This is a genomic window from Kribbella sp. NPDC050820, from assembly GCF_040653975.1.
Lineage (GTDB): Bacteria > Actinomycetota > Actinomycetes > Propionibacteriales > Kribbellaceae > Kribbella.
In genome coordinates this window covers 1-25,116 of record NZ_JBFAHB010000110.1, presented here as the reverse complement: position 1 = coordinate 25,116, position 25,116 = coordinate 1, and the positions used below count along the sequence as shown (strand labels likewise).

Below are 25,116 nucleotides of genomic sequence, written 5' to 3'. Positions count from 1 at the left end.
CGAGGCCGCCCCCCCCCCGCCCAACACAACCACCCCCACCCCCCCGCCCCCCCGCCTGGCACCGCCCACGCCAGCCGATTGTGATGGCCCGGCGGTCCGCCCTCGCCGCTCACAAACCCGACAACCCCAACGGTGTGCGCCCGATCAACCCGCGCCCACACATCCGTCACAAGAGCCGAAATAGCCTGCGCACGGCCACGAGTTCCCGCGCAGGCTCCCGGTTGTCGGACGGTCGGCAGCCAAGGGTGATCCGGCCGCCGCGAACCATAGTGCGATCGCATGGATGCACGGTTGGTCAGCGGAAGGCTGCCGGCTTGGCGGTCGAGGGCGCGCGCGACGAAGGAGCGCGCAGGTGCGGCCAGTAGCCCGCAGGAGTCGGGTGGGTGGGAGCGGGCGTAGCGGGCGCGACGGGCAGGTGCGCGCGCGGGCGGAACTACGTTGCGCGGTAGGCGACGGTTATGTCGTAGCGGTCGGAGCGGTAGACGGAGCGGCCGAACTCTATGACTTCGCCGGAGGCGGTGCGGGGGGCCGAGGTGATGATCAGGCAGGGGGTGGCGGAGTCGATCTCGAGGAGCTCGGCGTCGACCGGGTCCGGTGGGGCGGCGACGATGGAGGCGGAGACCATGCCGAGGGTGACGCCCCAGCGGGACGAGAGCTCCTTGTAGAGGGAGTTCTCGGTGAAGTCGACCTGGTCGAGGCCGGGGTAGCGGTGCAGGGAGAGAGCGGTGCGCTCGACGGCCATCGGTTCGCCGTCGGCGGTGCGCAGCCGGGTCAGGTGCAGGACCGGGGTGCCGACCGGCTCCTCGAGCTCGCGGGCGAGGTCGTCGTCGGCGGTGCCGACGCGGTGCTCGAGGACCTTGGCGCCGGGCTTGATGCCGCGGTCGATCATGTCCTGGCTGAACGACGAGGCCAGCATCCGGGACGGGCGCGGTTCGGCGACGAAGGTGCCGCCACCGGGGCGCCGGGCGGCCAGGCCCTCGGCGACGACCCGGTCCACCTCCTGCCGCACCGTCATCCGGGCCACGCCGAAGCGCTCGGCGAGGACGCGCTCGGACGGCAGCACGGTGCCGACGGCCAGCGAGCGGGTGAGCTTCTCCAGAATCTCGCGGATCTGGTCACCCTTGGGCCGATCGGTCCGAAGCTCCGTGGGGAGTTCGGCGAGGTCGCCTGGGTTGTTCCTTGGGCGGGCCATGAGGTCAGTATCCCTGGGAATGTGCCCGGCAAACCGGTTGCCGGGGGACGCGAGCCGGGGCGTTGCTCCTGATCGTTCGGTTGTGCCGGCCGGCCGCGACACCGCTGGCGCGGACGACCTTGTCAGCCAGACTGTAACGTCCGCCGCGGTCGCACTGCTAGTGACGGGGCGGGGTGGGCGATTCCCGCAAGTGGGTACTTTGAACGTCATGAGCCCTGCACAGTTCGTGAAGGAAAGCGCACCGAGCGGTGAATGGAAGCGGCAGGGCAACAGGTTCACCGACCGGATCACCCGCGATTCCGGCGCCCGGCCGGGCGAGGGCCCGGACGAGCACGGGCGCTGGCCGGTCGAAGCCGGGCGGTACCGGCTGGTGGTCAGCCTGGCCTGCCCATGGGCGCACCGGGCGGTGATCGTTCGCAAACTGCTCGGCCTGGAGGACGCGATCAGCCTCGCGGTCGTGGACCCGATCCGCGACGACCGCGGCTGGCGGTTCACACTCGACCCGGACGATCGCGACCCGGTGCTCGGCATCCGGTTCCTGTCCAACGCGTACTTGCGCACCGACCCGTCGTACGACGGCCGCGTGACGGTGCCCGCGATCGTCGACACCGTCACGGGGCTCGTGGTCACCAACGACTACCCGCAGATCACGCTGGATCTCTCAACGGAGTGGACCGAGTTCCACCGCCCGGACGCACCCGGCCTGATCCCGGAAGACCGCGCCGAGTTGGACCGGCTGATCGACGAGATCTACCGCGACGTGAACAACGGCGTCTACCGCTGCGGGTTCGCGACCACGCAGGACGCGTACGAGGCGGCGTACGACGCCCTGTTCGAGCGGCTCGACGTCCTCGATGAGCGGCTGGCGGATCGCGACTACCTGCTCGGCGACACGTTGACCGAGGTCGACATCCGGTTGTTCACGACCCTGGTCCGCTTCGACGCGGTGTACCACGGCCACTTCAAGTGCAACCGCAACAAGCTCACCGAGTTCCCGCACCTGTGGTCGTACGCACGCCGCCTCTACCAGCGCCCGGGGTTCGGCGAGACCGTCGACTTCGACCAGATCAAGCGGCACTACTACCTGACCCACGACAACATCAACCCGAACCGCATCGTCCCCAAAGGCCCCGATCCGCGGGCGTGGACAGCCTTGCCTTAGGCAAGCAGGAAGTACCGGATCCACAGGTACGGCGCGGCGACGGCGATCGTGATCGCGGTGACCACCACGCCTTTACGGGTGAACGCCCAGAAGCTGATCGGATGGCCGGCCCGCAGCGCCAGGCCGATCACCACGACGTTGGCGCTGGCTCCGACCGCGGTCGCGTTACCGCCGAAGTCGGCGCCGATGGCGAGCGCCCACCACAGCGCGTCGGCCTGGACGGGGTCGGTGATGCCTTTGGTGAGCTCGAGCACGACCGGGCTCATCGTGGCGACGTACGGGATGTTGTCGATGATGCCGGACAGCACGGCGCTGACCCCCAGGATCAGCATCACCGCCAGCAGCGCACGCCCTTCGGTGACCTTGCCGATCTGGTCGGCCAGGTCCGCGATCACGCCGGTCTTCACCAGGGCGCCGACCATGATGAACAGCCCGGCGAAGAACAGCAGCGTCTGCCACTCGACGCTGGACATGTAGTTCCGCGTCGGCACCTTGGAGATCAGCACCAGGACGCCGGCGCCGAGCAGCGCGACCACGGACGGCTCGATGTGCAGCGCCGAGTGACCGACGAAACCCGCGAACACGAACAGCAGCACGACGCCGCACTTGATCAGCAGCGCCCGGTCCTCGATCGCCTCGCGCTCGTTCAGCCGCAGCACGTCGTTGACCCGGCCCGGATCGACCTCGAACGAGCCGCGGAACACCCGCGGCAGCACCAGCGTGAACACGATCAGCACGATCACGACCAGCGGTGCCATGTGCACCAGGAAGTCGTTGAAGGTCAGCCCGGACCGGCTGGCGATGATGATGTTCGGCGGGTCGCCGATCAGCGTCGCCGCGCCGCCGATGTTGGACGCCATCACCTCCGCGATCAGGAACGGGATCGGGTCGATGCCGAGCCGGTCGCAGACCAGCAGGGTGACCGGCGCGATCAGCAGCACCGTGGTGACGTTGTCGAGAAAGGCCGAGGCGATCGCGGTGATCAGCGTCAGCAGGATCATCACCCGCAGCGGCGACCCCTTGGCCCGTTTCGCCGCCCAGATCGCGACGTACTCGAAGACGCCGGTACGGCGCAGCACGCCGACGATCACCATCATGCCGAAGAGCAGGAAGATGACATCCCAGTCGACACCGGTCTCGTGCGAGTAGAACGCGTGCTCGGAGTCGGTGACGCCGAGCGCGAGCAGCACACCGGCGCCGCCGAGGGCGGCCATCAACTTGTGCGTCCACTCGGTCGCGATCAGCACGTACGCGGCGACGAAGACGATGATCGCGATGGCCGTCACCCGGCCACCCCGGCGTGGGTCAGTGCGGAGTGATCGCCAGTTCGAGCAGGCGGGAGGCGGTGATCGCGCCGATGATCTCGTGGTCGCGGGTGACGACCACCAGCGGGCACCTGAGCCGGGCCATGATCGCGGCGATCTCCAGGATCGTGTCGTCGTGGTTGACCACCGGGATCTCGGACGGCTCGTCCGGCAGCAGCTTGCGCACCGTCATCCCGGCGAGCTTGTCCGCGACCCGGTCGGCCAGCGACTCGTCGATCACCCGGGCCAGCGACGGGTCGTCCTGGACGTAGCTCGGCACCAGGAACCGGACCACCTGCGAGGCCGGGAGTACGGCGTACGGGCTGCCGTCCGGCCTGGTCACGATCAGCCCGGGCAGCCGCCGGGACGCGAGCAGCTCGACCGCCTGCCGCGCCTCGTCGTCCAGGCTGACCACCGGGAAGTCCTCGGCCATCTGCTCTCCGTGCACGCTTGCAGCGTACGCCGGGAACGGTGGAACGAGTGATGTCTCTCACAGCATCCTGACGGACCACGGCACCTCCCGGGGCAACGGCAGCGAGGCTCGCACCCGGTGTGGGGACGAGCATGCCGACCAGACTTCCCGGCGCACCGGGCCCAACCCTGCCGTAACCTGCCTGCCGGGGCAAACACCAACCGGTAGAATCTCGTGAGTTGGAACCGCCGCCCTGCCGGGTGGCGGAGGTGTGCCGGGAAGCCTGGTCGGCAAAGTGTCCGAACGACCCCCGACCGAAGGGCGCCTGACGATGAGCCAGACCCCGCGGATCCGGCAGAAGAAGCGCGCGTTCCCCCGCATCATGGGGCGGGAGCGGGCGATTCTCGCCGACACCCTGCGCGCCGAGACCACCGGCGGTCTGTTGCTGCTCGCGGCCGCCGTCGTCGCGCTCGTCTGGGCGAACTCGCCCTGGCAGGACGCGTACCACCACCTGCGCGACACCGAGATCGGTCCGCTGACCGTCGAGGCGTGGGCGTCCGACGGCGCGCTCACGCTGTTCTTCTTCCTGGCCGGCGTCGAGCTCAAGCGCGAACTCGTGGTCGGCACCTTGTCCCGGCTCAGCGAGGCGGTCGTGCCGGTGGTCGCCGCCGTGGCCGGAATGGTGCTTCCGGCAATCATCTACCTGGCGGTGAACCTGATCGCCGACGACGGCAGGCGGGAGGGCTGGGCGGTGCCGACGGCAACGGATATCGCGTTCGCCCTGGCCGTCCTGGCGATCGTCGGCTCGTCGCTGCCGAGTGCCTTGCGGGCGTTCCTGCTGACGCTGGCGGTGGTCGACGACTTCGGCGCGATCCTGGTGATCGCGGCGTTCTTCTCGCACGGGTTCCACCTGCTCGAGCTGCTCGCCGCGATCGCCCTGATCGCGGTCTGGTACCTGCTGCAGCGCCGCCGGGTCCGTACGCCGTTCCTCTACGTGCCGATCGCAATCGCCGCCTGGTGGTTCATGCACGAGTCGGGGATCCACGCCACCATCGCCGGGGTCGCGCTCGGCCTGGGCACCCGGGTGGTCGCGGACCCGGGTGAGGAGCACGCGCCGGCCGAGCGGATCGAGCACCGGCTGCGGCCGTGGTCGGCCGGGGTCGCAGTACCGCTGTTCGCGTTGTTCGCGGCGGGCGTGACGTTGAGCGGGAGCGCCGTACGGCAGCTGGTGACCGACCCGGTCGCGATCGGCGTGGTCGCCGGGCTGCTGCTCGGCAAGACGGCCGGGGTGTTCGGCGGCTCCTGGCTGACCGCGCGGTTCACCCGGGCCGAGCTGAACTCCGACCTGTCCTGGCGGGACGTCGGCGCGGTGTCGGTGCTGGCCGGGATCGGGTTCACGGTCGCGCTGCTGATCGCCCAACTGGCGTTCGCCGACGACGCCGCCCAGGTGGAGCGGGCGAAGGCCGCCGTACTGGTCGCGTCGTTGCTGGCCGCCCTGATCGCGGCGGTGCTGCTGTTCCGGCGCAATCGCGAGTACGCCGACTGACCTTCCCGGGTCGGGGGTACCCGTAGATCGGGACGGACGGCGGTAGTGTCAAGGGACGCAGCGGAAGGAGTGCCATGTCGATGGGGCCGAACGGGAGTGAGCCCACGGTCGGGCAGCTCGTCGCGAACGCCAGCAAGGATCTGTCCAGCCTGGTCCGCGGTGAGGTCGAGCTGGCGAAGACCGAGCTGAAGAAGACCGCGGTGGCGGCCGGGACCGGGGCCGGCATGTTCGGCGGTGCTGCCTTCCTGGCCCTGCTGGCGATCATCCTGCTGTCCATCGCGGCGGCGTACGGGTTGACCGCCCTCGGGCTGCACCCGGCGCTGGCTTTCCTGATCGTCGCCGTGTTCTACCTGCTGGTCGCCGCGGTGCTGGCGTTGCTCGGCAGGCGCTCGCTCGCCAAGGCCAAGGGGCCGCAGCGCGCGATCGAGACCTCGAAGGAGTCGGTCGAGGTACTGAAGGCGATCGGCAAGGGTGACGAGACCGAGCAGACCGAACTGAAGAGCGTGCGGCGCTGAGCCCGGCCGGTGTCGTCGACCTGCTGGTCGACGGGCCCTGGTCGCACTCACTGGTGGCGGCCAACGGGGCCCGGTTCCACGTCGCGGAGTGCGGGCCGGCGGACGGACCGCTGGTGCTGTTCCTGCACGGCTTCCCCGAGTTCTGGTGGGCCTGGCGCCATCAGCTGCCGGTCGTCGCCGCCGCCGGATACCGCGCGGTCGCGATGGACCTGCGCGGGTACGGCGCCAGTGACAAGACCCCCCGTGGTTACGACCCCTACACAGCCGCCGCGGACGTGTCCGGTGTCATCCGGTCCCTCGGGGCCACGGACGCTGTCGTCGTCGGGCACGGCTGGGGCGGCTTCATCGGCTGGTCGGCCGCCGTACTCGCACCGCGACAGGTCCGCGGGCTCGCGGCGGTCTCGGCGCCGCACCCGTTGGTGCTGGCCAGGTCCGGTCAGGCGAAGGCGCTGACCCACACCGCCTGGTTCCAGCTGCCGATCTTTCCCGAACGTCGTCTGCTCGCGCACGACGGCCTCCACATCGAGCGTCTGCTGCGCGCCTGGTCCGCGCCTGGTGGCACGTTCCCGGACGCCGAGTCGTCCCGCAGGTACCGCGCTGCCCTGCAGGTGTGGCCGGCGCCGCACTGTGCGCTCGAGTACCACCGCTGGTTCGTCCGCTCCCGGCTGCGGCCCGACGGTCGCAAGTACTCGGCCAGGATGCGTACGCCGGTCGCCGTACCCGTGCTGCAGGTCCATGGAGCCCAGGACCCGGCGGTGTCCCCGACCGCGGTGACCCCACCACACCTGGTCGCGGCCCCGCTCCGGCACGAGTTCCTCACCCCGGCCGGCCACTTCCCGCACGAAGAGGTCCCGGACCTGTTCAACACCCTGATCGTGGACTGGCTGGCGTCTTTCCGGACATGACGCAGCTCACCGGGATCTTCTGGTGCACCGGGCCGACCGTGCCGGTCACCACCCACCCGGCCCCCTGCTTCTCGAGCCGGTAGGTCGCCCAGTGGCCGTAGCTGCACATGCGCTCGATGCCGACTGCGACCTCCTTGTGGTCGCCCTTGTCGATCACCGGACCGACCGTGACCTCCCCGAGCGCCTGGTCCGCGCACGTGTCCGCGCTGGTGCGGGTGGAGCCCCAGGCGACAGTGACCACCCTGCCGACCAGCTGGACGATCTTGTCCTTGTCCGCTGCGGTGAAGGTCGGAACGGCGCTGTCCCGTTTCGCCTGGGTGACGATGACGGTCTGATCCAGCAAAACCAGTGACTGCCAGCCCTGCGGCGGCTTGTACTGCTGTGCGCCGGCCAGGATCGCAGCCGCCCAGATCTGGGCGTTCTCGGACGCACCCGCGGTCGCCCCGGCGTCCACGATCCCGGTCGTGTTCGAGCTCGCCACCGGATCCGCGTCGCGGTCGCGAGTGACGCCGTACACGGTGCCTGCCAGGACGACGAGCACCGCCGCCGCTGCCATCAGGATCGGCGCCAGCGGACGCCGATGCTTGGTTGCCTTCGGCAAGTTGTCGACCAGCGGCTCCTTGTCTGCGAAGGTCTCCCGGAGCAGGCGCTCGAGCTCTTCGTCGGTCAGCCTGGCCATTAGCGCTCCTCCTCAGCAGGCAGGGTGTCCCGCAGTGTCGCCAGCCCGCGGGCCGCGTTGGACCGGACCGTCCCGGGCGCGCACCCGAGTACGGCGGCGATCTCGGCGTCCGGCAGGTCTTCGTAGTACCTCAGGACGAGTACGGCGCGTTGCTGCCGCGGCAAGGTCGCGAGTAGTCGCCAGGCGGTGTCCTGCAGGGCCTGGCGGGCGCCGATGTCCTCAGTCGAGGGCAGGTCGACCGGCTCGGCGACCGGCAGCTCCCGGTTCTTCAGCAGGCGGCGCCAGCTGAGGAACTCGTTGACCACCATCGTCCGCAAATAGGCCTCGGGGTTGTCCAGCGACTGGATCCGGTCCCACTTGCGGTGCGCCCGGGCGAACACCGTCTGGACCAGGTCCTCGGCGCTGTGCACGCCCCCGGTCAGCATCAGGCCGAGCCGCAGCAGCCGCCGCTCGGTCGAGACCACCAACTCGTCGAACGACAACGTCCCCTCCGTCGTCACCGTCATACTCCTAGAACGCGGTGGCGGCGCGGATCTGCTGCATGTCAGGTGCAGGTTCTCGTGTCAGGTGCAGGTTCTCGTGGAAACTTCCTGGGTGGCGGTCGCGCCTTCGCGGGCGTCGTCGGAGACCTGCTCGGCGGTGAGCACGTAACCGGTCCGGTTGTCCTCGACCGAGGCCGCGAACACCACGCCGTACACAGTGCCCTTGTTGGACAGCAGCGGACCTCCGGAGTTGCCGGGGCGGACCGAGGCCCAGATCGAGAACGCCTCCCGGGTGACCGTCCGGTCGCCGTAGATGTCCGGGCCGCGGAGGCGCTCCTCGGACCGGATCCGGGCCGGCTCGGAGTCGAACGGGCCGTTCTCCGGGTAGCCGAGGACGACGGCCGGGTCGTCCGCCTTGCCGGTGAAGTCGAACGGCAGCGGCTTGGTGGTCAGCTTCGGCACGTACAGCACCGCGATGTCGACCTCGGGGTCGAACACCACCACGGACGCCTCGTACGACTGCCCGTCCACCTCGACCTGCGGCGAGCCGACGCCGGCGACCACGTGCGCGTTCGTCATCACCCGCTGCGGCGCGTAGACGAACCCGCTGCCCTCCAGACCGCGCGAGCAGTTGGCCACCCCGGTGATCTTGGCGATCCGGCTGTACGCCGCCCGGACGGCCGGCTGCCGGGAGATCTCGCCGTCCGGCGGCTGCGTCTCCCGGATCCGCTCCGGCACGAACGGGTCCAGGAACCGCGGGAACAGATCGGTGTTGACCACGTCGTTGAACGCCTGCAACGCCTGGTCGGCGCGGTTCGGCAGCACCTCGTCGACCTTCGCCAGCACCTGCGAGCCACGCACCGCCGACGTCACGCTCGGGATCCGGGCGCCGCTCACCGCCACGCCGAGCACCCAGGACACGATCAGCACCGAGACCGCGGCCAGCGCGGCCCCGCCGAGCGCGTCGACCGCCTTCACCGGCGTCCAGGAGATCTTGTTTCTCAGCCTGGACCCGAGGACGGCGCCTATCGTGCGGCCGATCGAGGCCAGGATCACCACCAGCACCAGCGCCGCGAACGACACCGAGACGCTCGGGGAGAAGTTGTCCAGCACCCGGGGCACCACCCAGACGCCGACCGCGGCGCCGCCGAGCAGGCCCAGCGTGGCGCACGCGCCCAGCACGAACCCCTCGATGTACCCGGAGATCGCCACCAGCCCGGTGATGATCAGCAGCGCGTAGTCGAGCTTGCTCACTCCACACCTTCCGACTGGACACCCTCAGACCGGCCGAGGTCGTGCTCGATGGCGGTCATCCGCCGCACTTCCTCCGGCCGCCGTCCCTCACTCCGCCAGGCCGCCTCGACCAGCCGGTCGGGCAACGGTACGACGACGGAGGGGTCCCAGTCGCGCGACCAGCCACCGAGGACGAGCAATTTGTCCAGCAGACCGGCGGTGAAACCCCAGATGTAGAGGTCACCGACGGTGAACGCCGGGCCGGTGAACCCGGACGGGTGCAGGCAGCTGATCCGGTTCGCCGGGTCGGCCAGCGCCTGCACGGACACGGTGTGGACCGACGCGACCTCGGCCGGGTCGACCACCGCCACCGGCGACGGCTCCCGCCACCAGCCCAGCACCGGTGACACTCCGAAGTTGCTCACCGGCACCCACAGCGCCGGCCAGACCGCGAACGGCACCACCCCGGCCGGGTCCAGCCCGGTCTCCTCCTCGGCCTCGCGCAGCGCGGTCCGCACCAGGCCCGGCTCGCCGGTCCCGTCCTCCGGGTCGACACCGCCGCCGGGGAACGCCATCTGCCCGGCATGCCGGCGCAACGTCCAGGCCCGCTCGGTCAGCAGCACCTCCGGCCCGTCGTTGCCCTCAGCAAGCAAGATCAGTACGGCGGACTTGCGCACCGACGGATCGTCCGGCGGCAGGAACCTCGACAACTGCGCCGGGTCCACCTCCTCCGACGCCGTGGCCAACGGCTTCAGCCACTCCGGGATCTCGACACCCTCGAAGGTCATGGGGCCACTCCGAGCTTGTCCTTCACCAGCTGGTCGAGCTGCTGCTGCGAGGTGAGCACACCACGATGCACGTGGACGACGGCGCCGTCCTTGTCGACGAAGGCGGTCAGCGGCGGGCCGCCGATCCGCAGCGCCTGCTGGATCGTCTTGTCCTGGTCGACCAGGTGCGGGTAGGCCAGCCCCTCGTCGGTCGCGAACTTCACCGCCAGCTCGGGCCGCGGGTCGGCGTAGTCGATCCCGAGCATCTGCACCTTCCCGGTCTTCGCCAGCGCAGCCAGGTACGGCGCTTCGTCGCGGCACGGACCGCACCACTGGGCCCAGACGTTGACGACTAGCGGGCCCCGGAGGTCGGCCAGCCGGATGTCCGGGCCCTCGCCGAGGCACCGCAGGCTGACGTCGGGCAGTCCGTTGCTGACCGGAGGCTTGGACGGTGTCGACGGGCAGGCCGAGACCTTGGCCGAGTTGTTGGCCGTTGTGCCGGTCGTCGAGGACTGGGAGCCGTCGGCCGGCTCGGATCCGCACGACGCCAGGACCAGTCCGGCGACGAGCCAGCTGGTCGCGCAGAGCGTCGTACGGAGTCTCACGCCGGGACCTTCACCAGCTTCGCGGCGACCACGGGGTCGGTCGGGCCGGCGCCGTACGACGGGCACCACTGGGCGATCGGGCAGGCGCCGCAGGCCGGCTTCTTGGCGTGGCAGCGGCGGCGGCCGTGGAAGATCAGCCGGTGCGACAGCATCGTCCAGTCCTTCTTCGGGAACAGCGCGCCGATCAGGTGCTCGACCTTGACCGGGTCCTCCTCGGTGGTCCAGCCGAACCGGCGGACCAGGCGGCCGAAGTGGGTGTCGACGGTGATCCCGGGGACCCCGAAGGCGTTGCCGAGGACCACGTTCGCCGTCTTCCGGCCGGTGCCGGGCAGCTTCACCAGCTCCTCCAGCCTGCCCGGCACGACGCCGTCGTACTCGTCGACCAGGGCCTGGCCGAGCTTCATCACGCTGTTGGTCTTGGCCCGGAAGAAGCCGGTCGGCTTCAGGATCGCCTCCAGCTCCTCCCGGTCGGCCTCCGCGTAGGCCTGGGCGGTCGGGTACTTGGCGAACAGCGTCGGAGTCACCTTGTTCACCATCACGTCGGTGGTCTGGGCCGACAGGATGGTGGCCACCAGCAACTCGAGCGGGTTGGTGAAGTCCAGCTCGCAGTGAGCGTCCGGATACGTCTCGGTGAGCACCTTGTGCATCTTGCGGGCCCGGCGCACCAGCTGGGTGTGGGTCTCACCGGTGTAGACCGGCGCCTTGCGGGGCAGCTTCAGCGGCACCTCGACGACGGGGTCCGCGACACGCTGGGATGGCATGGAGGCAAGCCTACGTGGCGGCGCCGACACCTGAGGGGCTACGGTTTTGGGGCAACCGGGCGGTAACGGCCCGGTGCCGGGCGAGGCCGGACCCCGCCCGTCAGCCGTGGTCGAAGGTCCGAGGAGGCCCAAAGTGGATGCCGCAGTGCTCCGACAGGCACCGCTGTTCAGTCAGCTCGACGACGAGGCAGCCGACGCGCTGGCCGCGTCGATGACCGAGAACCGGCTGCGCCGCGGCCAGGTCCTGTTCCACGAAGGCGACTCCGGTGACCGGCTGTTCGTCGTGGTCGAGGGCAAGGTCAAGCTGGGCCGCACCTCCGCCGACGGCCGGGAGAACCTGATCGCCGTGCTCGGCCCGGGCCAGATGTTCGGCGAGCTCTCGCTGTTCGACCCGGGTCCGCGGTCCGCCACCGTGACCGCGGTGACCGACGCGTCAATGATGTCGCTGACCCACGACGAGCTGCTGCGCTGGCTGGCCGGCCGCCCCGAGGTGGCCCGCGGCCTCCTGCTCCAGCTGGCGTCCCGGCTGCGCAAGGTCTCCGACGTGGTGGCCGACCTGGTGTTCTCCGACGTACCCGGCCGGGTCGCCAAGGCCCTGCTCGACCTGGCCAGCCGCTTCGGCCGCACCGCCGACGACGGCGTCCACGTGCACCACGACCTGACCCAGGAGGAGCTGGCCCAACTCGTCGGCGCCTCCCGCGAAACCGTCAACAAGGCCCTAGCCGACTTCGCCTCCCGAGGCTGGGTCCGCCTAGAACCCCGCTCCGTCGTCCTCCTGGACGTAGACCGCCTCCAACGCCGAGCCCGCTAACCCCTGCCCCAACCCCGCGCGACTCCACCCCGCGCGACTCCACCCCGCGCGACTCCACCCCGCCGCGACTCCACCCCGCCGCGGCACCACCCCGCGCGGCACCACGCCCGCCCGCCCCTGGCCCACTTCGAGCGGATATCCACTTGGAGTGGGGGTTCTCCGCTCGTACACGAGGGGAGAACCCTGGCGTCAGCCGGATATCCGCTCGAACGAGGCGCAGCCGGGCGGCCGAGGAGCGGGGCGTCGAACGAGGCGCGCGGCCGGCCGGGCGGCTGAGGAGCGGGTGGCGTCGAGCGGGTGGCGAGGAGCGGGGGCGTCGAGCGGGTGGCGTACGGCGTCAGGCGGCTCGGGCGGGGCCTGTGAGCGCTCTCCCGATGGTGCCCGCCAGGTGGGCCGGACGCTCGAGGTCGGCCCAGTCAGCTCGGACCACGGTGAGGCCGAGGGCCCGTAACCGGTCCTCGCGGCGCTTCTCGCGGACCAGCACCTCCGGCGATCCGCCGCCGTACTTGAGCATGCCGTCGAATTCGACCACCGTGTCGTACGCCGGGAAGTGGAAGTCGACACGCCCGACAAACCCGTCGGCGTCGTGCAGCTCGGCCTGAAGAACCGGCGTCGGCAGACCGTACTCGTGCAGCAGGACCCGCAGGCGCGACTCACCGACCGACTCCGACAGCCGATTTCCGAAGCGCAACGCCGCCCGCGCGTTCGGACTTCCGGGCCAGAACTCGGAGACGTGCAGCAGGCGGCGGACGTCCGCATCACTGACCTCGTACTCACGGAGTGCAGCGTCGACACCCACGACGGCCGCCTCGAACGACGTCGTACAGGCTGACTCGACGGCGGCGCGAAGTGGGCTCGTCACCAGCCGGCCTTCGACCTCGGCCAGGTCAGCGGTTGCCAGCTTCCCGAGGTGATGCTGAACGCCCGCGACGACTCCACCGGACTGCCCATCTAGACGTGTGACGTGCACCCTGCTGAGGTCCAGCCCCCAGCGCGGTAGACGGTGCAGCACGAGCGACGATTGATGGCTGACCACAACAGACCCGGTTCGTAGCGAGTTCATGACCGCATGGATCTGCCGGCGATGGTCCCACTCCGCGCGCTCCCAAGGTTGCAGCGCGGAGAGATCCACCCGCTCGGCGTACTGTCCACGCCGGATCCGCTGCCAGCGGCCGTCGCTGAGCCGGCGAACGATCTGGTCGAGGGTGTATCCACACGCCAACGCCTGGGCACGACTGAACACGCCGCCTTGTCGCCCCGCGAGCAGCTCGAGCATCCGATTCACCCCGCCAGCATCTGCCACCCGACGCCGGTTCTGCCCCCGCATTCCCCAATCTGTGGAAATCCAGCCCGAGTGGACATCCCCTCGAGGTGTGGGTTCTCTGCTCGCAGACGAGGGGAGAACCCACGACACCCGGGGTTATCCCCTCAGGTAGTCCAACTGGGCTCGGACGGAGCGTTCGGCGGCGGGCCAGAGGGTGGGGGGTACGTCGGCGTAGACGTGGGCGACGATGGCTTCGGGGGTGGTGTGGCCGGCGGTCAGGGCTGCGCGGACCTGGTCGAGGCGTTCCTGGCGGTGGTTGACGTAGTAGGTGAGGACGTCGGTCGGGTCGTCGATGACGGGGCCGTGGCCGGGGAGCAGACGCTCGACGCCGGCGGCCGAGTTGGCGAAGGCCAGCAGGCGGTCGAGGGAGTCGAGGTAGGGGCCGAGGGCACCGTCCGGGTGGGCGACGACCGACGTACCGCGGCCGAGGACGGTGTCGCCGGTCAGCAGCGAGCCGTCCTGCGGGAGCCAGAAGCAGACCGAGTCCATCGTGTGGCCGGGGGTCGGGAGGACCTCGATGCGGAGGCCGCCGACCGTGATCACGTCGCCTTCGTTCAGGCCGTGGGCGCGATCGGTGGGCAGCCGGTACGCCGGGTCGACCGCTCGAACCCCGCACCCGGCCTGGTTCGCGAACCAGGCGGCGCCTTCGGAGTGGTCCGGGTGCTTGTGCGTCAGCAGTACGACGGCCACCTTGCCGGCCTGGTCGAGCACAGCCCGCAGGTGGTCCTCCAGCATCGGACCTGGGTCCACCACCACCGACTCGTCCGCCCCCGGCGCCCGCAGGATCCAGGTGTTGGTCCCATCCAGCGTCATCAGCCCGGGGTTGTCCGCACGCACCAGCGTCGCGAGGTCGGTCATGTGGTCTCCAGGTAGGCCTGGGTGCCTTTGATGCGGATGGTCGGCATGATGGCGCGGATCTCGCGGTTGGCGGCGGCGGTGAGGATTCCCCCCACGTCGTCGTACGGCGTGAGGTCGCGGCAGCACACGTACGTCGGGGGGAGCATCAGCAGATCGCCTGAGTCGACCGCTGCGACGGCGTCCGCCGGGCGCATCCAGGCGACCTGGTCGGACTCGCTCGTCACGTCGCGGGTCACCTGCCCGGCCGGGAGTGCGGCGACGAAGAAGCGGGTGTCGTACCGCCGGGGCTCGAACTCCGGTGTGATCCAGTGCGCCCATGGCCCGAGCAGGTCCGCGCGCAGGACCAGCCCGCGCCGGTGCAGGAAGTCCGCGAACCCGATCTCCCGCGCCTCCAGCGCGACCCGGTCCGCCTCCCAGTCGTCGCCGGTGGTGTCACCGACGACGGACGAGGTGGACGGACCGGCCAGCAGCACGCCCGACTCCTCGAACGTCTCCCGCACCGCGGCCGCGACGTACGCCGACGCCGTCTGCTCGTCGCACCCCAGCCGATCCGCGAACCAGGCCGGCGCGGGCCCGGACCACGAGTCGGCCACGGTCGAGTCGGTCGCGTCCACCCGGCCGCCCGGGAAGACCGTCATACCGGCCGCGAACGCCATCGTCCGCTGCCGCCGGAGCAGGTAGACCTCCGGTCCGGCGGCAGTGTCGCGGAGCAGGATCACCGTCGAGGCCGGACGCGGCTCGGCCGGCGTCCGGCCCTCGCGGGCGAACTCCAGCGCGGCCGACGCCATCCGGCCGGACAGCAACTCGGACTTCAGGTTGCGGACCATGCGACGGTCAGGCGACCTCGACGATCAGCTCGACCTCGACCGGCGCGTCCAGCGGCAGCACCGGGACGCCGACCGCGCTCCGGGCGTGCTGGCCGGCCCCGCCGAACACCTGGCCGAACAGCTCCGAGGCGCCGTTGGCGACCTGCGGCTGGCCGGTGAAGTCGGACGTGGACGCGATGAACGCGACCGCCTTGACGATCCGCTGCACGTTCGCGAGGTCACCGATCTCGGCCTTGACCGCGGCCAGCGCGTTCAGCGCGCACTGCTGCGCGCACTCGCTCGCGACCTCGGCGGTGACGGCGTCGCCGACCTTGCCGGTGGCGATCAGGGTGCCCTCGCGCAGCGGCAGCTGACCGGAGGTGTAGACCAGGTTCCCGGTCCGTACGGCGGGGACGTAGGCGGCGACCGGCTTGGCCACCTCGGGCAGCTTCAGGCCGAGCTCGGCGAGCTTCTCCTCGGGGTGGCTCATTTGTCCTCGATCTCCCGCTTCAGGTAGGCGACCAGGGACTCCGGGTTCGGGCCTTGGACGACCTGGACCAGCTCCCAGCCGTCCTGGCCGAAGTTGTCCAGGATCTCCTTGGTCGAGTGGACCAGCAGCGGCGCGGTGAAGTACTCGAACTTCTTCATGAAGGGGACTCTAACGGGCTCCTCATCCGGTGTGCTGTGGGCCACGTCCTACCCTGGACCGTATGGCGAGGCTGCACGTGGTCACCGGCAAAGGTGGCACCGGGAAGACGACTGTTGCAGCGGCCATGGCGCTGTCCCTGGCCGACCAGGGCAAGCGCGTCCTGCTCGTCGAGGTCGAGGGCCGGCAGGGCATCGCCCAACTGTTCGACGTGCCGCCCCTGCCGTACGTCGAGCGCCGGATCGCCCACGGTCCGGGCGGCGGCGAGGTGTACGCGCTGGCCGTGGACGCCGAGGCGGCGCTGCTGGAGTACCTCGACATGTACTACCACCTCGGCCGCGCCGGGAAAGCGCTCGACAAGGTGGGCGCCATCGACTTCGTCACGACGATCGCCCCTGGGCTGCGCGACGTCCTGCTGACCGGCAAGGTCTACGAGGCGACCCGGCGGAAGTCGCACGGCCGGCTCGCGTACGACGCCGTCGTGCTGGACGCACCGCCGACCGGCCGGATCGCGCCGTTCCTGAACGTGAACCACGAGGTCGCCGATCTGGCCAAGGTCGGGCCGATCCGGAACCAGGCCGACGCGATCATGGGCATGCTGCGCTCGGACGTGACCCGGATCCACCTGGTCACGCTGCTCGAGGAGATGCCGGTCCAGGAGACGCTGGACGCGGTCGAGCAGCTGGAGGCGCTGGACCTGCGGATCGGGTCGATCGTGGTGAACATGGTCCGCAACAGCCCGCTGGACGACGACGCGCTCGCCCTTGCGGTGAAGGAAGAACTGCCCACGACCGAGCTCAGCAAGGGCTTGCGCTCGGCCGGTGTCGCGGTCAGCAAGCACCTCGTCGCGACGTTGGCCGCGGAGGCGCACGACCACGCCGTCCGGGTCGGGCTGGAACGCGAGAACCGCGACCGGATAGATGCTTTGGGCAAGCAGGTCACCCAGCTGCCGCTGCTGCCGGACGGTATCGACCAAGGCGCCCTGTTCGACCTGGCTGAGGAGTTGCGCGCGTGACGGACCTGGATCTGGATGCGCTGATCGACGATCCTGGGACGCGCATCGTCGTGACCTGCGGCGCAGGTGGGGTCGGCAAGACGACTACGGCCGCCGCGCTGGGCCTGCGGGCGGCGGAGCGCGGGCGGAAGGTCGTCGTACTGACGATCGATCCGGCCCGGCGGCTGGCGCAGTCGCTCGGGCTGACCGAGCTCGACAACACCCCGCGGGCGGTCGCGCAGGTGAACGCCACGAACGGCGGCCGGCTGGACGCGATGATGCTGGACATGAAGCGGACCTTCGACGAGGTCGTGCTCGCCCACGCGACCCCGGAGAAGGCCGAGCAGATCCTGGCGAACCCGTTCTACCAGGCGCTGTCGTCGTCGTTCGCCGGGACGCAGGAGTACATGGCGATGGAGAAGCTCGGGCAGCTGCACAAGCAGGCCGAGCAGTCCGGAGACTGGGACCTGATCGTGGTGGACACGCCACCGTCGCGGTCCGCGCTGGACTTCCTGGACGCGCCGGAGCGGCTGGCGTCGCTGCTGGAGGGACGGTTCCTGCGGTTGCTGCTGGCGCCGGCCCGCGGGCCGTTCCGGCTGATGTCGGCCGGCGTGAACATGGCGATGTCCGTGATGAACAAGGTGCTCGGCGCTCAGGTGCTGACCGACGTCCAGACGTTCGTGGCTGCCTTCGACACGTTGTTCGGCGGCTTCCGGCAGCGGGCCGAGCAGACGGTGGCGCTGCTGCGGGAGCCGCACACCGCGTTCCTGGTGGTCGCCGCTCCGCAGAACGACGCGCTGCGGGAAGCGTCGTACTTCGCCGAGCGTTTGCGTGAGGAGAGCATGCCGCTGGCCGGCGTCGTCCTGAACCGGGTGACGAACACCCACGCTCCGGATCTGTCGGCCGAGCGGTCACTCGCCGCAGCGGAGCGGCTCGAGGAGGCGGACAAGTCGCCGCTGACGGCCGCCGTACTGCGGTTGCACGCGGACAAGATGCAGCAGGTCGTCGGCGACCACAAGCGGGCCGACCGGTTCCGCCGCGGCCACCGCTCGATCCCGACCGTCGAGGTCCCGGCCCTGGCCGACGACGTCCACGACCTCACCGGTCTACGCCAGATCGGCGACCTCCTCACCGCCTGAGTTCACCCACAGCGAACGCCGGGAATTACTTGCTTACACCCATGGTTGAGCCTGTCAGACTCAATCTTGAAAAGGGTGTGACAGCGTGACCGATACGTTGAATCTTCCTGTCCTGCCGCTGGACGACGCCGTGGTCCTGCCGGGAATGGTCGTGCCGGTCCGGTTGGCCGACACCGAGGCCCGGGCCGCGATCGACGCCGCGCAGGCAGCCGGCCAGGACCAGGTCCTGCTGGTGCCGCGGCTGGACGGGAAATATGCCAAGGCCGGGACGCTCGGTGAAATCGAGCAGATCGGCCGGCTGCCGGGCGGAGCCCAGGCGGCCGTCATCCGTGGGACCTCCCGGGTCCTGATCGGCGCCGGGACCACCGGTCCGGGCGCCGCGCTCTGGGTCGGCGCGACCGTGCTGCACGAGATCACCGACACCCGGTCGGCCGAGCTCGCCCGCGAGTACAAGACCCTGGTGACGTCGGTGCTGCAGCGGCGCGGCGCCTGGCAGGTCATCGACTCCGTGAAGCAGGTGAACGACCCGGCGGAGCTGTCCGACCTGGCCGGCTACGCGTCGTACCTGACGAACGAGCAGAAGTCCTGGCTGGTGGAGAACGCGAACGTCTCCGAGCGGCTGGAGAAGCTGATCGGCTGGGTGAAGGACCACCTGGCCGAGCTCGAGGTCTCCGAGACGATCCAGAAGGACGTCCAGGAGGGTATGGAGAAGCAGCAGCGGGAGTTCCTGCTGCGCCAGCAGATGGCCGCGATCCGCAAGGAGCTGGCCGAGCTGGACGGCAAGGCCGAGTCCGAGGAAGAGGACTACCGGGCCCGGGTCGAGGCCGCCGATCTGCCCGAGCACGTCCGCAAGGCCGCGCTCGCCGAGGTCGACAAGCTGGAGCGGACCGCGGAGCAGTCCCCCGAGGTCGGCTGGATCCGGACCTGGCTGGACACGGTGCTGGAGATGCCGTGGAACGAGCGCACCGAGGACAGCTACGACATCCGGGAGTCCCGGGCCGTGCTGGACGCGGACCACGCCGGCCTGGACGACGTGAAGGAGCGCATCACCGAGTACCTGGCCGTACGGCGTCGCCGCGCGGACCGTGGTCTCGGAGTGGTCGGTGGCCGCCGCAGTGGCGCCGTACTGGCCCTGGTCGGTCCTCCTGGCGTGGGTAAGACCTCGCTGGGCGAGTCCGTGGCTAGGGCGATGGGCCGGAAGTTCGTCCGGGTCGCGCTGGGCGGTGTCCGGGACGAGGCCGAGATCCGCGGTCACCGCCGGACGTACGTCGGCGCGCTGCCCGGCCGGATCGTGCGGGCCATCACCGAGGCGGGTTCGATGAACCCCGTCGTACTGCTGGACGAGATCGACAAGGTGGGTGCGGACTACCGGGGCGACCCGACGGCCGCGCTGCTGGAGGTCCTGGACCCGGCGCAGAACCACACCTTCCGGGACCACTACCTGGAGGTCGAGCTGGACCTGTCCGACGTGGTCTTCCTGGCCACGGCGAACGTGCTGGACTCCATCCCGGCGCCGCTGCTGGATCGGATGGAGCTGGTGCAGCTGGACGGGTACACCGAGGACGAGAAGGTCGTCATCGCCCGTGACCACCTGCTCCCGCGTCAGCTGGAGCGGGCGGGCCTGACGGCGGACGAGGTGGCCCTCGACGACTCGGCGCTGCGGCTGCTGGCCGGCGAGTACACGCGAGAGGCCGGCGTACGGCAGCTGGAGCGGTCGATCGCCCGCGTCCTGCGGAAGGTGACGGCGAAGCTTGCCCTGGGCGACGACCCGGGCTCGCTGACCATCGGCTCGGGTGACCTGAAGCGGTACCTGGGTTCGCCGAAGTTCAGTCCGGAGTCGGCCGAGCGTACGGCGCTTCCGGGTGTGGCGACCGGGCTCGCGGTGACCGGTGCGGGTGGTGACGTGCTCTTCGTCGAGGCGTCGCTGGCCGACAAGGAGACCGGCGCGACCGGAGTCACGCTGACCGGACAGCTCGGTGACGTGATGAAGGAGTCGGCGCAGATCGCCCTGTCGTACCTGCGCTCGCACGGCGCGGAGCTGGGGCTGCCGGTCGGTGACCTGGCCGAGCGGAACGCCCACATCCACGTCCCGGCGGGCGCCGTACCGAAGGACGGGCCGTCGGCGGGTGTCACGATGACGACCGCGCTGGCGTCGCTACTGTCCGGGCGGCCGGTCCGCTCGGAGGTCGCGATGACCGGTGAGGTGTCGCTGACCGGACGGGTGCTCCCGATCGGTGGGGTGAAGCAGAAGCTGCTCGCCGCACACCGGGCCGGGCTGACCACGATCCTGATCCCGAAGCGGAACGAGCCGGACCTGGAGGACGTGCCGGAGTCGGTGCTGGCGGAGCTGACGGTGCACCCGGTCAGCGACGTCCGCGAGGTGCTGGACCTGGCACTGGAACCGGCTCAGGTCGAGGCGCACCAGTACGCGGCCTGATCGTCGTACGAACTGAGGGCCCGGGCATTGTGCCCGGGCCCTCATCCTTTCGGATGAACTTCCGGGGAACGCGCCGCGGAGCGTGACCGAGGTCACACTCGCCGCGGTAATCCAACAGGCCGATCCCGTAGTCTCTATGATCATGCGCGTCAGGGAGAAGGGCGACCGGGGAGTCGTCCAGTCGGTGGTTCTGTTCCTCGGGGTGAGCGTGTTGTCGGGGGCCCTGGCCGCCGGTCTCGCGATCCCGTTCGCCGGGCTCGCCGGCTTCACCACCGAGAAGACCCACGACACGTTGCAGGACCTGCCGCAGCAGTTCGACGAGGTGCCGCTCAAGCAGAAGAGCACCATCCTGGCCGCCGACGGGTCGCTGATCGCCACCCTGGCCGAGCAGAACCGGGTGCCGGTCAAGCTCACCCAGGTCGCGCCGATCATGCAGAAGGCGATCGTCGCGATCGAGGACGACCGGTTCTACGAGCACGGCGCGCTGGACCTCAAGGGCACGCTGCGGGCGCTGATGCGGAACCAGACCGAGGGCTCGGTGCAGCAGGGTGGTTCGAGCATCACCCAGCAGTACGTGAAGATGAGCCTGGTCGAGAAGGCGAACACGCCCGAGGAGGTCGCGGCCGCGACGGCCGAGACCTACCAGCGCAAGGTCGCCGAGCTCCGGTACGCGATCGCGGTCGAGAAGCAGTACTCGAAGAACGAGATCCTCGAGAAGTACCTGAACCTGGCCAACTTCGGTGACGGCGCCTGGGGGATCGAGGCCGCCGCCCTGCACTACTTCCGGGTGCACGCCTCCCAGCTGACCCTGCCGCAGGCCGCGCTGCTGGCCGGCCTGGTGAAGAACCCGACCGGGTACGACCCGACCAACGACATGAAGCGCGCCAAGGACCGCCGCGACGTGGTCATCAAGCGGATGCTCGAGCTGAAGGTCATCTCGGTCGCCCAGGCCAACGCGGCCCTCAAGACCCCGGTCATCGACCCGGCCAAGGTCTCCCCCAACAAGCTCGGCTGCGCCAACGGCCCGTACCCGTTCTACTGCGAGTTCGTCGTCTCCGAACTGGAGAAGAACCCGGCGTTCGGCAAGACCAAGACGGACCGGGCCAACTACCTGAAGACAGCCGGCCTCACCATCCGCACGTCACTGGACCCGAAGACCCAGGCGGCCGCGCAGAGGTCGATCGACCAGCACTCCAGGCCCACCGACAAGGCGATCGCGGCGATCACGATCGTCGAGCCGGGCACCGGTCTGGTGAAGGCGATGGTGCAGAGCCGTAAGTACGGCAACAAGCGGGGCCAGTCGTCGTACAACTACAACGTCGTGAAGTCGTACCCGGGTGGGTACGGCGGCTTCCAGATCGGCTCGACGATGAAGGCCATCACGGTGGCCGCGGCGATCCAGAAGGGCTTCCCGCTCAACTACAAGATCAACTCGCCCAACACGATCGACCTGACCCGGAAGAAGTTCAGCACCTGCGACGGGTCGACCGAGTCGTTCGACCGCTACACGCCGAGCAACTCCACCGAGAACGTGCCGGTGCCGACCATGATCCAGGCGGCGCAGAGGTCGACGAACACCTACTTCCTGCAACTCTCCCAGCAGACCGGCCTCTGCCCGATCGCCAAGATCGCCGCCAGCCTGGGCCTGTACGACGCCCAGACCAGCGAGCCGCTCAAGCAGGTCGTGTCGATGACCCTGGGCGTCGACACCGTCAGCCCGCTCCAGTTGGCCGGCGCGTACGCCGCCTTCGCCGCCCGTGGCATGTACTGCTCGCCATGGCTGGTCACCACGATCAAGAACGCGGCAGGCAAGTCGGTGAGCACTCCCGGCGCGGACTGCAAGCAGGCCCTCGCCCCGGAGGTGGCCGACGGCGTGAACGCGGTGCTGCACCAGGTCATGGAACCGGGCGGCACTGGCTCGAGGCTGAAGTTCGGCAAGAGTGACCTGGCCGGCAAGACCGGAACCATCCAGGAAGCCAAGGCGGTGTGGTACGCGGGCTACTCCTCGAAGCTCGCCGCGGCCGCCGTGGTCGCCGACGCCTCTCCGCCGTACGACGAACTGGTCGGACAGACCCTCGACGGCCAGGTGATCCGCGACGCCTCGGGTTCCGGCACCGCCGGTCCGCTCTGGATGACGGCGATGCAGGGTGCGTTGCAGGGCTACCCGACGACGAAGTTCGTCGCGCCGTCGGACAAGACCATGCGCGGTGACGTCAAGGACCTGCCGTTCGTGAACGGGATGAACCCCGAGGACGCCGCCAACAGGCTCCGCCAGGCCGGCTTCCAGGTCGCGATCGCCCCTGGCACGGTCAACTCCGAGGAGACCGCCGGCACCGTCGCCTACACCACCCCGCGGCAACGCGAGGGCGCTCCCGAAGGCTCGACCGTCACCATCCACATCTCCAACGGCAGCCGGAAGAACCAGCCGAGCCCGCCGGCCACCACGGCCCAGCCCCCGACCACCAAGCCGCCGGGCAACAACCCACCCACGATCGACCCCAACTGCCCGCCATGGAACCCGAAGTACCCGAACTGCGGCGGCAGATAGCTCAGCCGATGCGGTACACGAGGAACGGCAGCAGCACGAGGGCCAACGAGGCCGGATAGTGCAGGGCTGACAGGCGGCTGCCTGCCGTGATGCGGCGACGGATGGCGCGGCTGATCATCAGAGCACCGAGCAGCAACGGCGCTCCGATGAGCAGCACGATGAGGACGCTCAATTGCGTCTTGCCTTCGTCGTCCGCGCCGAAGGGGACCCAAGGGGCGTCCAGGGCGCTGCCGGCCGTCTGCCGGACCAGCAACTCGCCGATGAGCAAGGGGAACACAAGCGCGCCGCCGACGACCGCCATCGCCAGGTAGCCGCCGATCTGTGTACGGCGCGCCCTCGGATCGGACGTGGTGCTGCTGGTTCCGGCCATGCGGGGGTCAGGCGCCGAGTTGGCGTTTTACTTCGGCGGAGACGACGGCGCCGTCGGCCTTGCCCTTGACCTTGGGCTGGAGGGCGCCCATGACCTTGCCGATGCCGCGGGGGCCGAGCTCGGCGGCGCCGGTGGCGGCGATGGTCTCTGTGACCAGGGCGACGATCTCGGACTCCGTGAGCTGCTCGGGCAGGTACTCGGCGAGGATGTCCGCCTCGGCCTGTTCCTTGTCGGCGAGCTCGGGGCGGCCGGCCTCACGGTAGGCGATCACCGACTCGCGGCGCTTCTTCGCCTCGGAGCCGAGGACGTCGACGATCTCGGCGTCGGTGAGCTCGCGGGCCTCCTTGCCGGCCACCTCCGCCTTGGTGACCGCGGTGAGCGCCATCCGCAGAGTGGACTTGCGGATCTCGTCACGCGCCTTGAGGGCGGCGGTCATGTCGTCGTGCAGCCGCTGCTTCATACCGGAGTTGGACATGACCACGATTGTGGCAGGCTGGTGAAATGAGTTTGAGCGGGCTTGCCACCACCACCCTCAAGGCCACGGCCGTCGTCGGCGCCGTGGGCGCCGCCTGCGTTGCGTACGCGGCTGCGATCGAGGTGCGCTGGTTCACGCTGCGCAGAGTGACGATCCCGGTGCTCCCGGAGGGCTCGGCGCCGCTGCGGGTCCTGCATCTGTCCGACCTGCACCTGATGCCGACCCAGGAACGCAAGATCAGCTGGGTCAACGACCTGGCCGCGCTCGAGCCCGACCTGATCGTCAACACCGGCGACAACCTGTCGCACGAGCGGTCGGTCCGCCCGCTGCTGCGCGCGTACGGCGACCTGCTCGACCTGCCGGGCGTGTTCGTGTTCGGCTCCAACGACTACTGGAAGCCGCACTTCAAGAACCCGGGCAAGTACCTGCTGCCCGCGCACAAGCAGCGGCACAAGCCGCACGGCCCGGACCTGCCGTACGAGGAGATGCGCCGGGCCTTCACCGGCGCCGGCTGGACCGACCTCAACAACGCAAAGGCCACCCTCAAGGTGAACGGCCTGCGGCTGGACTTCGCCGGCACCGACGACCCCCACATCAAGCGCGACCGGTACGACGAGGTCGCAGGCGAGATCGACCCGTCAGCCGACCTCTCGATCGGCGTCACGCACGCGCCGTACCAGCGGGTCCTGAACGGTTTCGTCGGCGACGGCTACCCGCTGGTCCTGGCCGGCCACACCCACGGCGGCCAGCTGGCAGTGCCGCTGTACGGCGCCCTCGTGACGAACTGCGACCTGGACACCTCACGGGTGAAGGGCCTGTCCACGTGGGGCCACAACGGCCGCCAGGCCGCTCTGCACGTCTCCGCCGGGCTCGGCACGTCGCCGTACGCGCCGGTCCGTTTCGCCTGCCGGCCGGAGGCCACCCTGCTCACCCTGGTCCGCCGGATTAACCCGATTTCGTCCCAGCCGTAGGCGCATGTAAGCTGTCCGAGGCTTCGGGCTGTGGCGCAGCTTGGTAGCGCGCTTCGTTCGGGACGAAGAGGTCGCAGGTTCAAATCCTGTCAGCCCGACCAATCGAGGGCGGTGACTCCGGTCACCGCCCTCGTGCTGTCTGGTCGTGGCTGGTGGTCCCGCGCAGTAGGCGCG

At 70.0% G+C, this 25,116-nt stretch carries 26 protein-coding genes and 1 tRNA gene; 11 read left to right on the top strand and 16 right to left on the bottom strand.

Annotation, left to right across the window (positions count from 1 at the left end):
- Nucleotides 1-433 precede the first annotated feature (433 nt).
- Nucleotides 434-1,192, bottom strand: a complete 759-nt coding sequence (locus AB0H36_RS45085; RefSeq protein ID WP_360537828.1) for a GntR family transcriptional regulator — start codon at nucleotides 1,190-1,192, stop codon at nucleotides 434-436.
- A 208-nt stretch (nucleotides 1,193-1,400) separates the two neighbouring features.
- On the opposite strand from AB0H36_RS45085, the gene AB0H36_RS45080 reads away from it, so the two are divergent.
- The gene (locus tag AB0H36_RS45080; protein ID WP_360537826.1) at nucleotides 1,401-2,354 is read left to right on the top strand and encodes a glutathione S-transferase C-terminal domain-containing protein; all 954 of its coding nucleotides are present in this window, start codon (nucleotides 1,401-1,403) and stop codon (nucleotides 2,352-2,354) included.
- Here the strand turns inward: AB0H36_RS45080 and AB0H36_RS45075 are convergent.
- Complete coding sequence (locus AB0H36_RS45075; RefSeq protein ID WP_360537824.1) at nucleotides 2,351-3,640, bottom strand: ArsB/NhaD family transporter; 1,290 nt, start codon at nucleotides 3,638-3,640, stop codon at nucleotides 2,351-2,353. The two genes, AB0H36_RS45080 and AB0H36_RS45075, sit on opposite strands and share 4 nt — an antisense overlap.
- A 19-nt stretch (nucleotides 3,641-3,659) precedes the next feature.
- Complete coding sequence (locus AB0H36_RS45070) at nucleotides 3,660-4,106, bottom strand: CBS domain-containing protein (RefSeq protein WP_360537822.1); 447 nt, start codon at nucleotides 4,104-4,106, stop codon at nucleotides 3,660-3,662.
- Between the two features lie 295 nt (nucleotides 4,107-4,401).
- Between AB0H36_RS45070 and nhaA the strand changes: the two genes are divergently transcribed.
- The 3 genes from nhaA (at nucleotide 4,402) to AB0H36_RS45055 (ending at nucleotide 7,036) form a co-directional block, all read left to right on the top strand.
- The gene (gene nhaA, locus AB0H36_RS45065; protein ID WP_360537820.1) at nucleotides 4,402-5,616 is read left to right on the top strand and encodes a Na+/H+ antiporter NhaA; all 1,215 of its coding nucleotides are present in this window, start codon (nucleotides 4,402-4,404) and stop codon (nucleotides 5,614-5,616) included.
- A 74-nt stretch (nucleotides 5,617-5,690) separates the two neighbouring features.
- On the top strand, nucleotides 5,691-6,131 hold the full coding sequence (locus tag AB0H36_RS45060; protein WP_360537818.1) for a phage holin family protein: 441 nt from the start codon (nucleotides 5,691-5,693) through the stop codon (nucleotides 6,129-6,131).
- Between the two features lie 53 nt (nucleotides 6,132-6,184).
- A complete protein-coding gene (locus AB0H36_RS45055) occupies nucleotides 6,185-7,036 on the top strand; it encodes an alpha/beta hydrolase (RefSeq protein ID WP_360537816.1) in 852 nt (283 codons plus the stop codon).
- On the opposite strand, the gene AB0H36_RS45050 is transcribed toward AB0H36_RS45055, so the two are convergent.
- Genes AB0H36_RS45050 through nth form a run of 6 tightly spaced genes read right to left on the bottom strand, consistent with a single transcriptional unit; the run spans nucleotide 6,993 to nucleotide 11,563 of the window.
- Complete coding sequence (locus tag AB0H36_RS45050; protein ID WP_360537814.1) at nucleotides 6,993-7,715, bottom strand: hypothetical protein; 723 nt, start codon at nucleotides 7,713-7,715, stop codon at nucleotides 6,993-6,995. The two genes, AB0H36_RS45055 and AB0H36_RS45050, sit on opposite strands and share 44 nt — an antisense overlap.
- Complete coding sequence (locus tag AB0H36_RS45045) at nucleotides 7,715-8,221, bottom strand: SigE family RNA polymerase sigma factor (RefSeq protein WP_360537812.1); 507 nt, start codon at nucleotides 8,219-8,221, stop codon at nucleotides 7,715-7,717. Before AB0H36_RS45045 ends, AB0H36_RS45050 begins: the two co-directional genes overlap by 1 nt.
- A 57-nt stretch (nucleotides 8,222-8,278) precedes the next feature.
- Nucleotides 8,279-9,451, bottom strand: coding sequence for a MarP family serine protease (locus AB0H36_RS45040; protein ID WP_360537810.1), 1,173 nt, complete (start codon nucleotides 9,449-9,451; stop codon nucleotides 8,279-8,281).
- A complete protein-coding gene (locus AB0H36_RS45035; protein ID WP_360537808.1) occupies nucleotides 9,448-10,218 on the bottom strand; it encodes a CoA pyrophosphatase in 771 nt (256 codons plus the stop codon). Before AB0H36_RS45035 ends, AB0H36_RS45040 begins: the two co-directional genes overlap by 4 nt.
- The gene (locus tag AB0H36_RS45030) at nucleotides 10,215-10,802 is read right to left on the bottom strand and encodes a TlpA disulfide reductase family protein (protein ID WP_360537806.1); all 588 of its coding nucleotides are present in this window, start codon (nucleotides 10,800-10,802) and stop codon (nucleotides 10,215-10,217) included. The genes AB0H36_RS45035 and AB0H36_RS45030 overlap by 4 nt, the downstream gene beginning before the upstream one ends.
- Complete coding sequence (gene nth / locus AB0H36_RS45025; RefSeq protein WP_360537803.1) at nucleotides 10,799-11,563, bottom strand: endonuclease III; 765 nt, start codon at nucleotides 11,561-11,563, stop codon at nucleotides 10,799-10,801. Before nth ends, AB0H36_RS45030 begins: the two co-directional genes overlap by 4 nt.
- A 133-nt stretch (nucleotides 11,564-11,696) precedes the next feature.
- Between nth and AB0H36_RS45020 the strand changes: the two genes are divergently transcribed.
- Nucleotides 11,697-12,374, top strand: a complete 678-nt coding sequence (locus AB0H36_RS45020) for a Crp/Fnr family transcriptional regulator (RefSeq protein ID WP_360537801.1) — start codon at nucleotides 11,697-11,699, stop codon at nucleotides 12,372-12,374.
- A 337-nt stretch (nucleotides 12,375-12,711) separates the two neighbouring features.
- On the opposite strand, the gene AB0H36_RS45015 is transcribed toward AB0H36_RS45020, so the two are convergent.
- The 5 genes from AB0H36_RS45015 to AB0H36_RS44995 all read right to left on the bottom strand — a co-directional run bounded on the left by AB0H36_RS45015 (nucleotide 12,712) and on the right by AB0H36_RS44995 (nucleotide 16,010).
- Nucleotides 12,712-13,650: a type IV toxin-antitoxin system AbiEi family antitoxin domain-containing protein gene (locus AB0H36_RS45015; RefSeq protein ID WP_360537799.1), complete on the bottom strand. Its 939-nt coding sequence runs from the start codon at nucleotides 13,648-13,650 to the stop codon at nucleotides 12,712-12,714.
- Nucleotides 13,651-13,794: 144 nt separating this feature from the next.
- A complete protein-coding gene (locus AB0H36_RS45010) occupies nucleotides 13,795-14,556 on the bottom strand; it encodes an MBL fold metallo-hydrolase (protein ID WP_360537797.1) in 762 nt (253 codons plus the stop codon).
- Nucleotides 14,553-15,383 (bottom strand): NUDIX hydrolase, encoded by an 831-nt coding sequence (locus AB0H36_RS45005; protein WP_360537795.1) that lies wholly within the window; start codon nucleotides 15,381-15,383, stop codon nucleotides 14,553-14,555. Before AB0H36_RS45005 ends, AB0H36_RS45010 begins: the two co-directional genes overlap by 4 nt.
- Before the next feature lie 7 nt (nucleotides 15,384-15,390).
- On the bottom strand, nucleotides 15,391-15,852 hold the full coding sequence (locus AB0H36_RS45000; protein WP_360537793.1) for a RidA family protein: 462 nt from the start codon (nucleotides 15,850-15,852) through the stop codon (nucleotides 15,391-15,393).
- Nucleotides 15,849-16,010 (bottom strand): hypothetical protein, encoded by a 162-nt coding sequence (locus tag AB0H36_RS44995; RefSeq protein WP_170284624.1) that lies wholly within the window; start codon nucleotides 16,008-16,010, stop codon nucleotides 15,849-15,851. Before AB0H36_RS44995 ends, AB0H36_RS45000 begins: the two co-directional genes overlap by 4 nt.
- A 62-nt stretch (nucleotides 16,011-16,072) precedes the next feature.
- On the opposite strand from AB0H36_RS44995, the gene AB0H36_RS44990 reads away from it, so the two are divergent.
- The 4 genes from AB0H36_RS44990 (at nucleotide 16,073) to AB0H36_RS44975 (ending at nucleotide 23,126) form a co-directional block, all read left to right on the top strand.
- A complete protein-coding gene (locus AB0H36_RS44990) occupies nucleotides 16,073-17,023 on the top strand; it encodes an ArsA-related P-loop ATPase (RefSeq protein WP_360537791.1) in 951 nt (316 codons plus the stop codon).
- Nucleotides 17,020-18,141: an ArsA family ATPase gene (locus tag AB0H36_RS44985; RefSeq protein WP_360537789.1), complete on the top strand. Its 1,122-nt coding sequence runs from the start codon at nucleotides 17,020-17,022 to the stop codon at nucleotides 18,139-18,141. The genes AB0H36_RS44990 and AB0H36_RS44985 overlap by 4 nt, the downstream gene beginning before the upstream one ends.
- Nucleotides 18,142-18,226: 85 nt before the next feature.
- Nucleotides 18,227-20,578: an endopeptidase La gene (gene lon, locus AB0H36_RS44980; RefSeq protein WP_360537787.1), complete on the top strand. Its 2,352-nt coding sequence runs from the start codon at nucleotides 18,227-18,229 to the stop codon at nucleotides 20,576-20,578.
- Between the two features lie 142 nt (nucleotides 20,579-20,720).
- Complete coding sequence (locus AB0H36_RS44975; RefSeq protein ID WP_360537785.1) at nucleotides 20,721-23,126, top strand: transglycosylase domain-containing protein; 2,406 nt, start codon at nucleotides 20,721-20,723, stop codon at nucleotides 23,124-23,126.
- A gap of 1 nt (nucleotide 23,127) precedes the next feature.
- Here AB0H36_RS44975 and AB0H36_RS44970 read toward each other — a convergent pair whose 3' ends face one another.
- Together AB0H36_RS44970 and AB0H36_RS44965 are read right to left on the bottom strand one after the other, a co-directional pair.
- Nucleotides 23,128-23,496, bottom strand: coding sequence for a hypothetical protein (locus AB0H36_RS44970; protein WP_360537783.1), 369 nt, complete (start codon nucleotides 23,494-23,496; stop codon nucleotides 23,128-23,130).
- A gap of 7 nt (nucleotides 23,497-23,503) precedes the next feature.
- Nucleotides 23,504-23,971 carry a GatB/YqeY domain-containing protein gene (locus AB0H36_RS44965; protein ID WP_360537781.1) on the bottom strand — a complete coding sequence of 156 codons (468 nt, stop codon included), beginning with the start codon at nucleotides 23,969-23,971 and terminating at the stop codon, nucleotides 23,504-23,506.
- Between the two features lie 26 nt (nucleotides 23,972-23,997).
- On the opposite strand from AB0H36_RS44965, the gene AB0H36_RS44960 reads away from it, so the two are divergent.
- Entirely contained in the window at nucleotides 23,998-24,942 is a 945-nt protein-coding gene (locus AB0H36_RS44960; protein ID WP_360537779.1) for a metallophosphoesterase, read from the top strand.
- A gap of 24 nt (nucleotides 24,943-24,966) precedes the next feature.
- A tRNA-Pro gene (locus tag AB0H36_RS44955) sits at nucleotides 24,967-25,043 on the top strand.
- Nucleotides 25,044-25,116 lie beyond the last annotated feature (73 nt).

Coding starts and splice junctions, on each gene's coding strand:
- nhaA (WP_360537820.1), top strand. CDS start 4,402: ATGAGCCAGACCCCGCGGATCCGGCAGAAGAAGCGCGCGTTCCCCCGC.
- AB0H36_RS45045 (WP_360537812.1), bottom strand. CDS start 8,221: ATGACGGTGACGACGGAGGGGACGTTGTCGTTCGACGAGTTGGTGGTC.
- AB0H36_RS44960 (WP_360537779.1), top strand. CDS start 23,998: ATGAGTTTGAGCGGGCTTGCCACCACCACCCTCAAGGCCACGGCCGTC.
- AB0H36_RS45035 (WP_360537808.1), bottom strand. CDS start 10,218: ATGACCTTCGAGGGTGTCGAGATCCCGGAGTGGCTGAAGCCGTTGGCC.
- AB0H36_RS45015 (WP_360537799.1), bottom strand. CDS start 13,650: ATGCTCGAGCTGCTCGCGGGGCGACAAGGCGGCGTGTTCAGTCGTGCC.
- AB0H36_RS44990 (WP_360537791.1), top strand. CDS start 16,073: ATGGCGAGGCTGCACGTGGTCACCGGCAAAGGTGGCACCGGGAAGACG.
- AB0H36_RS45085 (WP_360537828.1), bottom strand. CDS start 1,192: ATGGCCCGCCCAAGGAACAACCCAGGCGACCTCGCCGAACTCCCCACG.
- AB0H36_RS45080 (WP_360537826.1), top strand. CDS start 1,401: ATGAGCCCTGCACAGTTCGTGAAGGAAAGCGCACCGAGCGGTGAATGG.
- AB0H36_RS45050 (WP_360537814.1), bottom strand. CDS start 7,715: ATGGCCAGGCTGACCGACGAAGAGCTCGAGCGCCTGCTCCGGGAGACC.
- AB0H36_RS44965 (WP_360537781.1), bottom strand. CDS start 23,971: ATGTCCAACTCCGGTATGAAGCAGCGGCTGCACGACGACATGACCGCC.
- AB0H36_RS44975 (WP_360537785.1), top strand. CDS start 20,721: ATGCGCGTCAGGGAGAAGGGCGACCGGGGAGTCGTCCAGTCGGTGGTT.
- AB0H36_RS45010 (WP_360537797.1), bottom strand. CDS start 14,556: ATGACCGACCTCGCGACGCTGGTGCGTGCGGACAACCCCGGGCTGATG.
- AB0H36_RS44995 (WP_170284624.1), bottom strand. CDS start 16,010: ATGAAGAAGTTCGAGTACTTCACCGCGCCGCTGCTGGTCCACTCGACC.
- nth (WP_360537803.1), bottom strand. CDS start 11,563: ATGCCATCCCAGCGTGTCGCGGACCCCGTCGTCGAGGTGCCGCTGAAG.
- AB0H36_RS44970 (WP_360537783.1), bottom strand. CDS start 23,496: ATGGCCGGAACCAGCAGCACCACGTCCGATCCGAGGGCGCGCCGTACA.
- AB0H36_RS45005 (WP_360537795.1), bottom strand. CDS start 15,383: ATGGTCCGCAACCTGAAGTCCGAGTTGCTGTCCGGCCGGATGGCGTCG.
- AB0H36_RS45000 (WP_360537793.1), bottom strand. CDS start 15,852: ATGAGCCACCCCGAGGAGAAGCTCGCCGAGCTCGGCCTGAAGCTGCCC.
- AB0H36_RS45060 (WP_360537818.1), top strand. CDS start 5,691: ATGTCGATGGGGCCGAACGGGAGTGAGCCCACGGTCGGGCAGCTCGTC.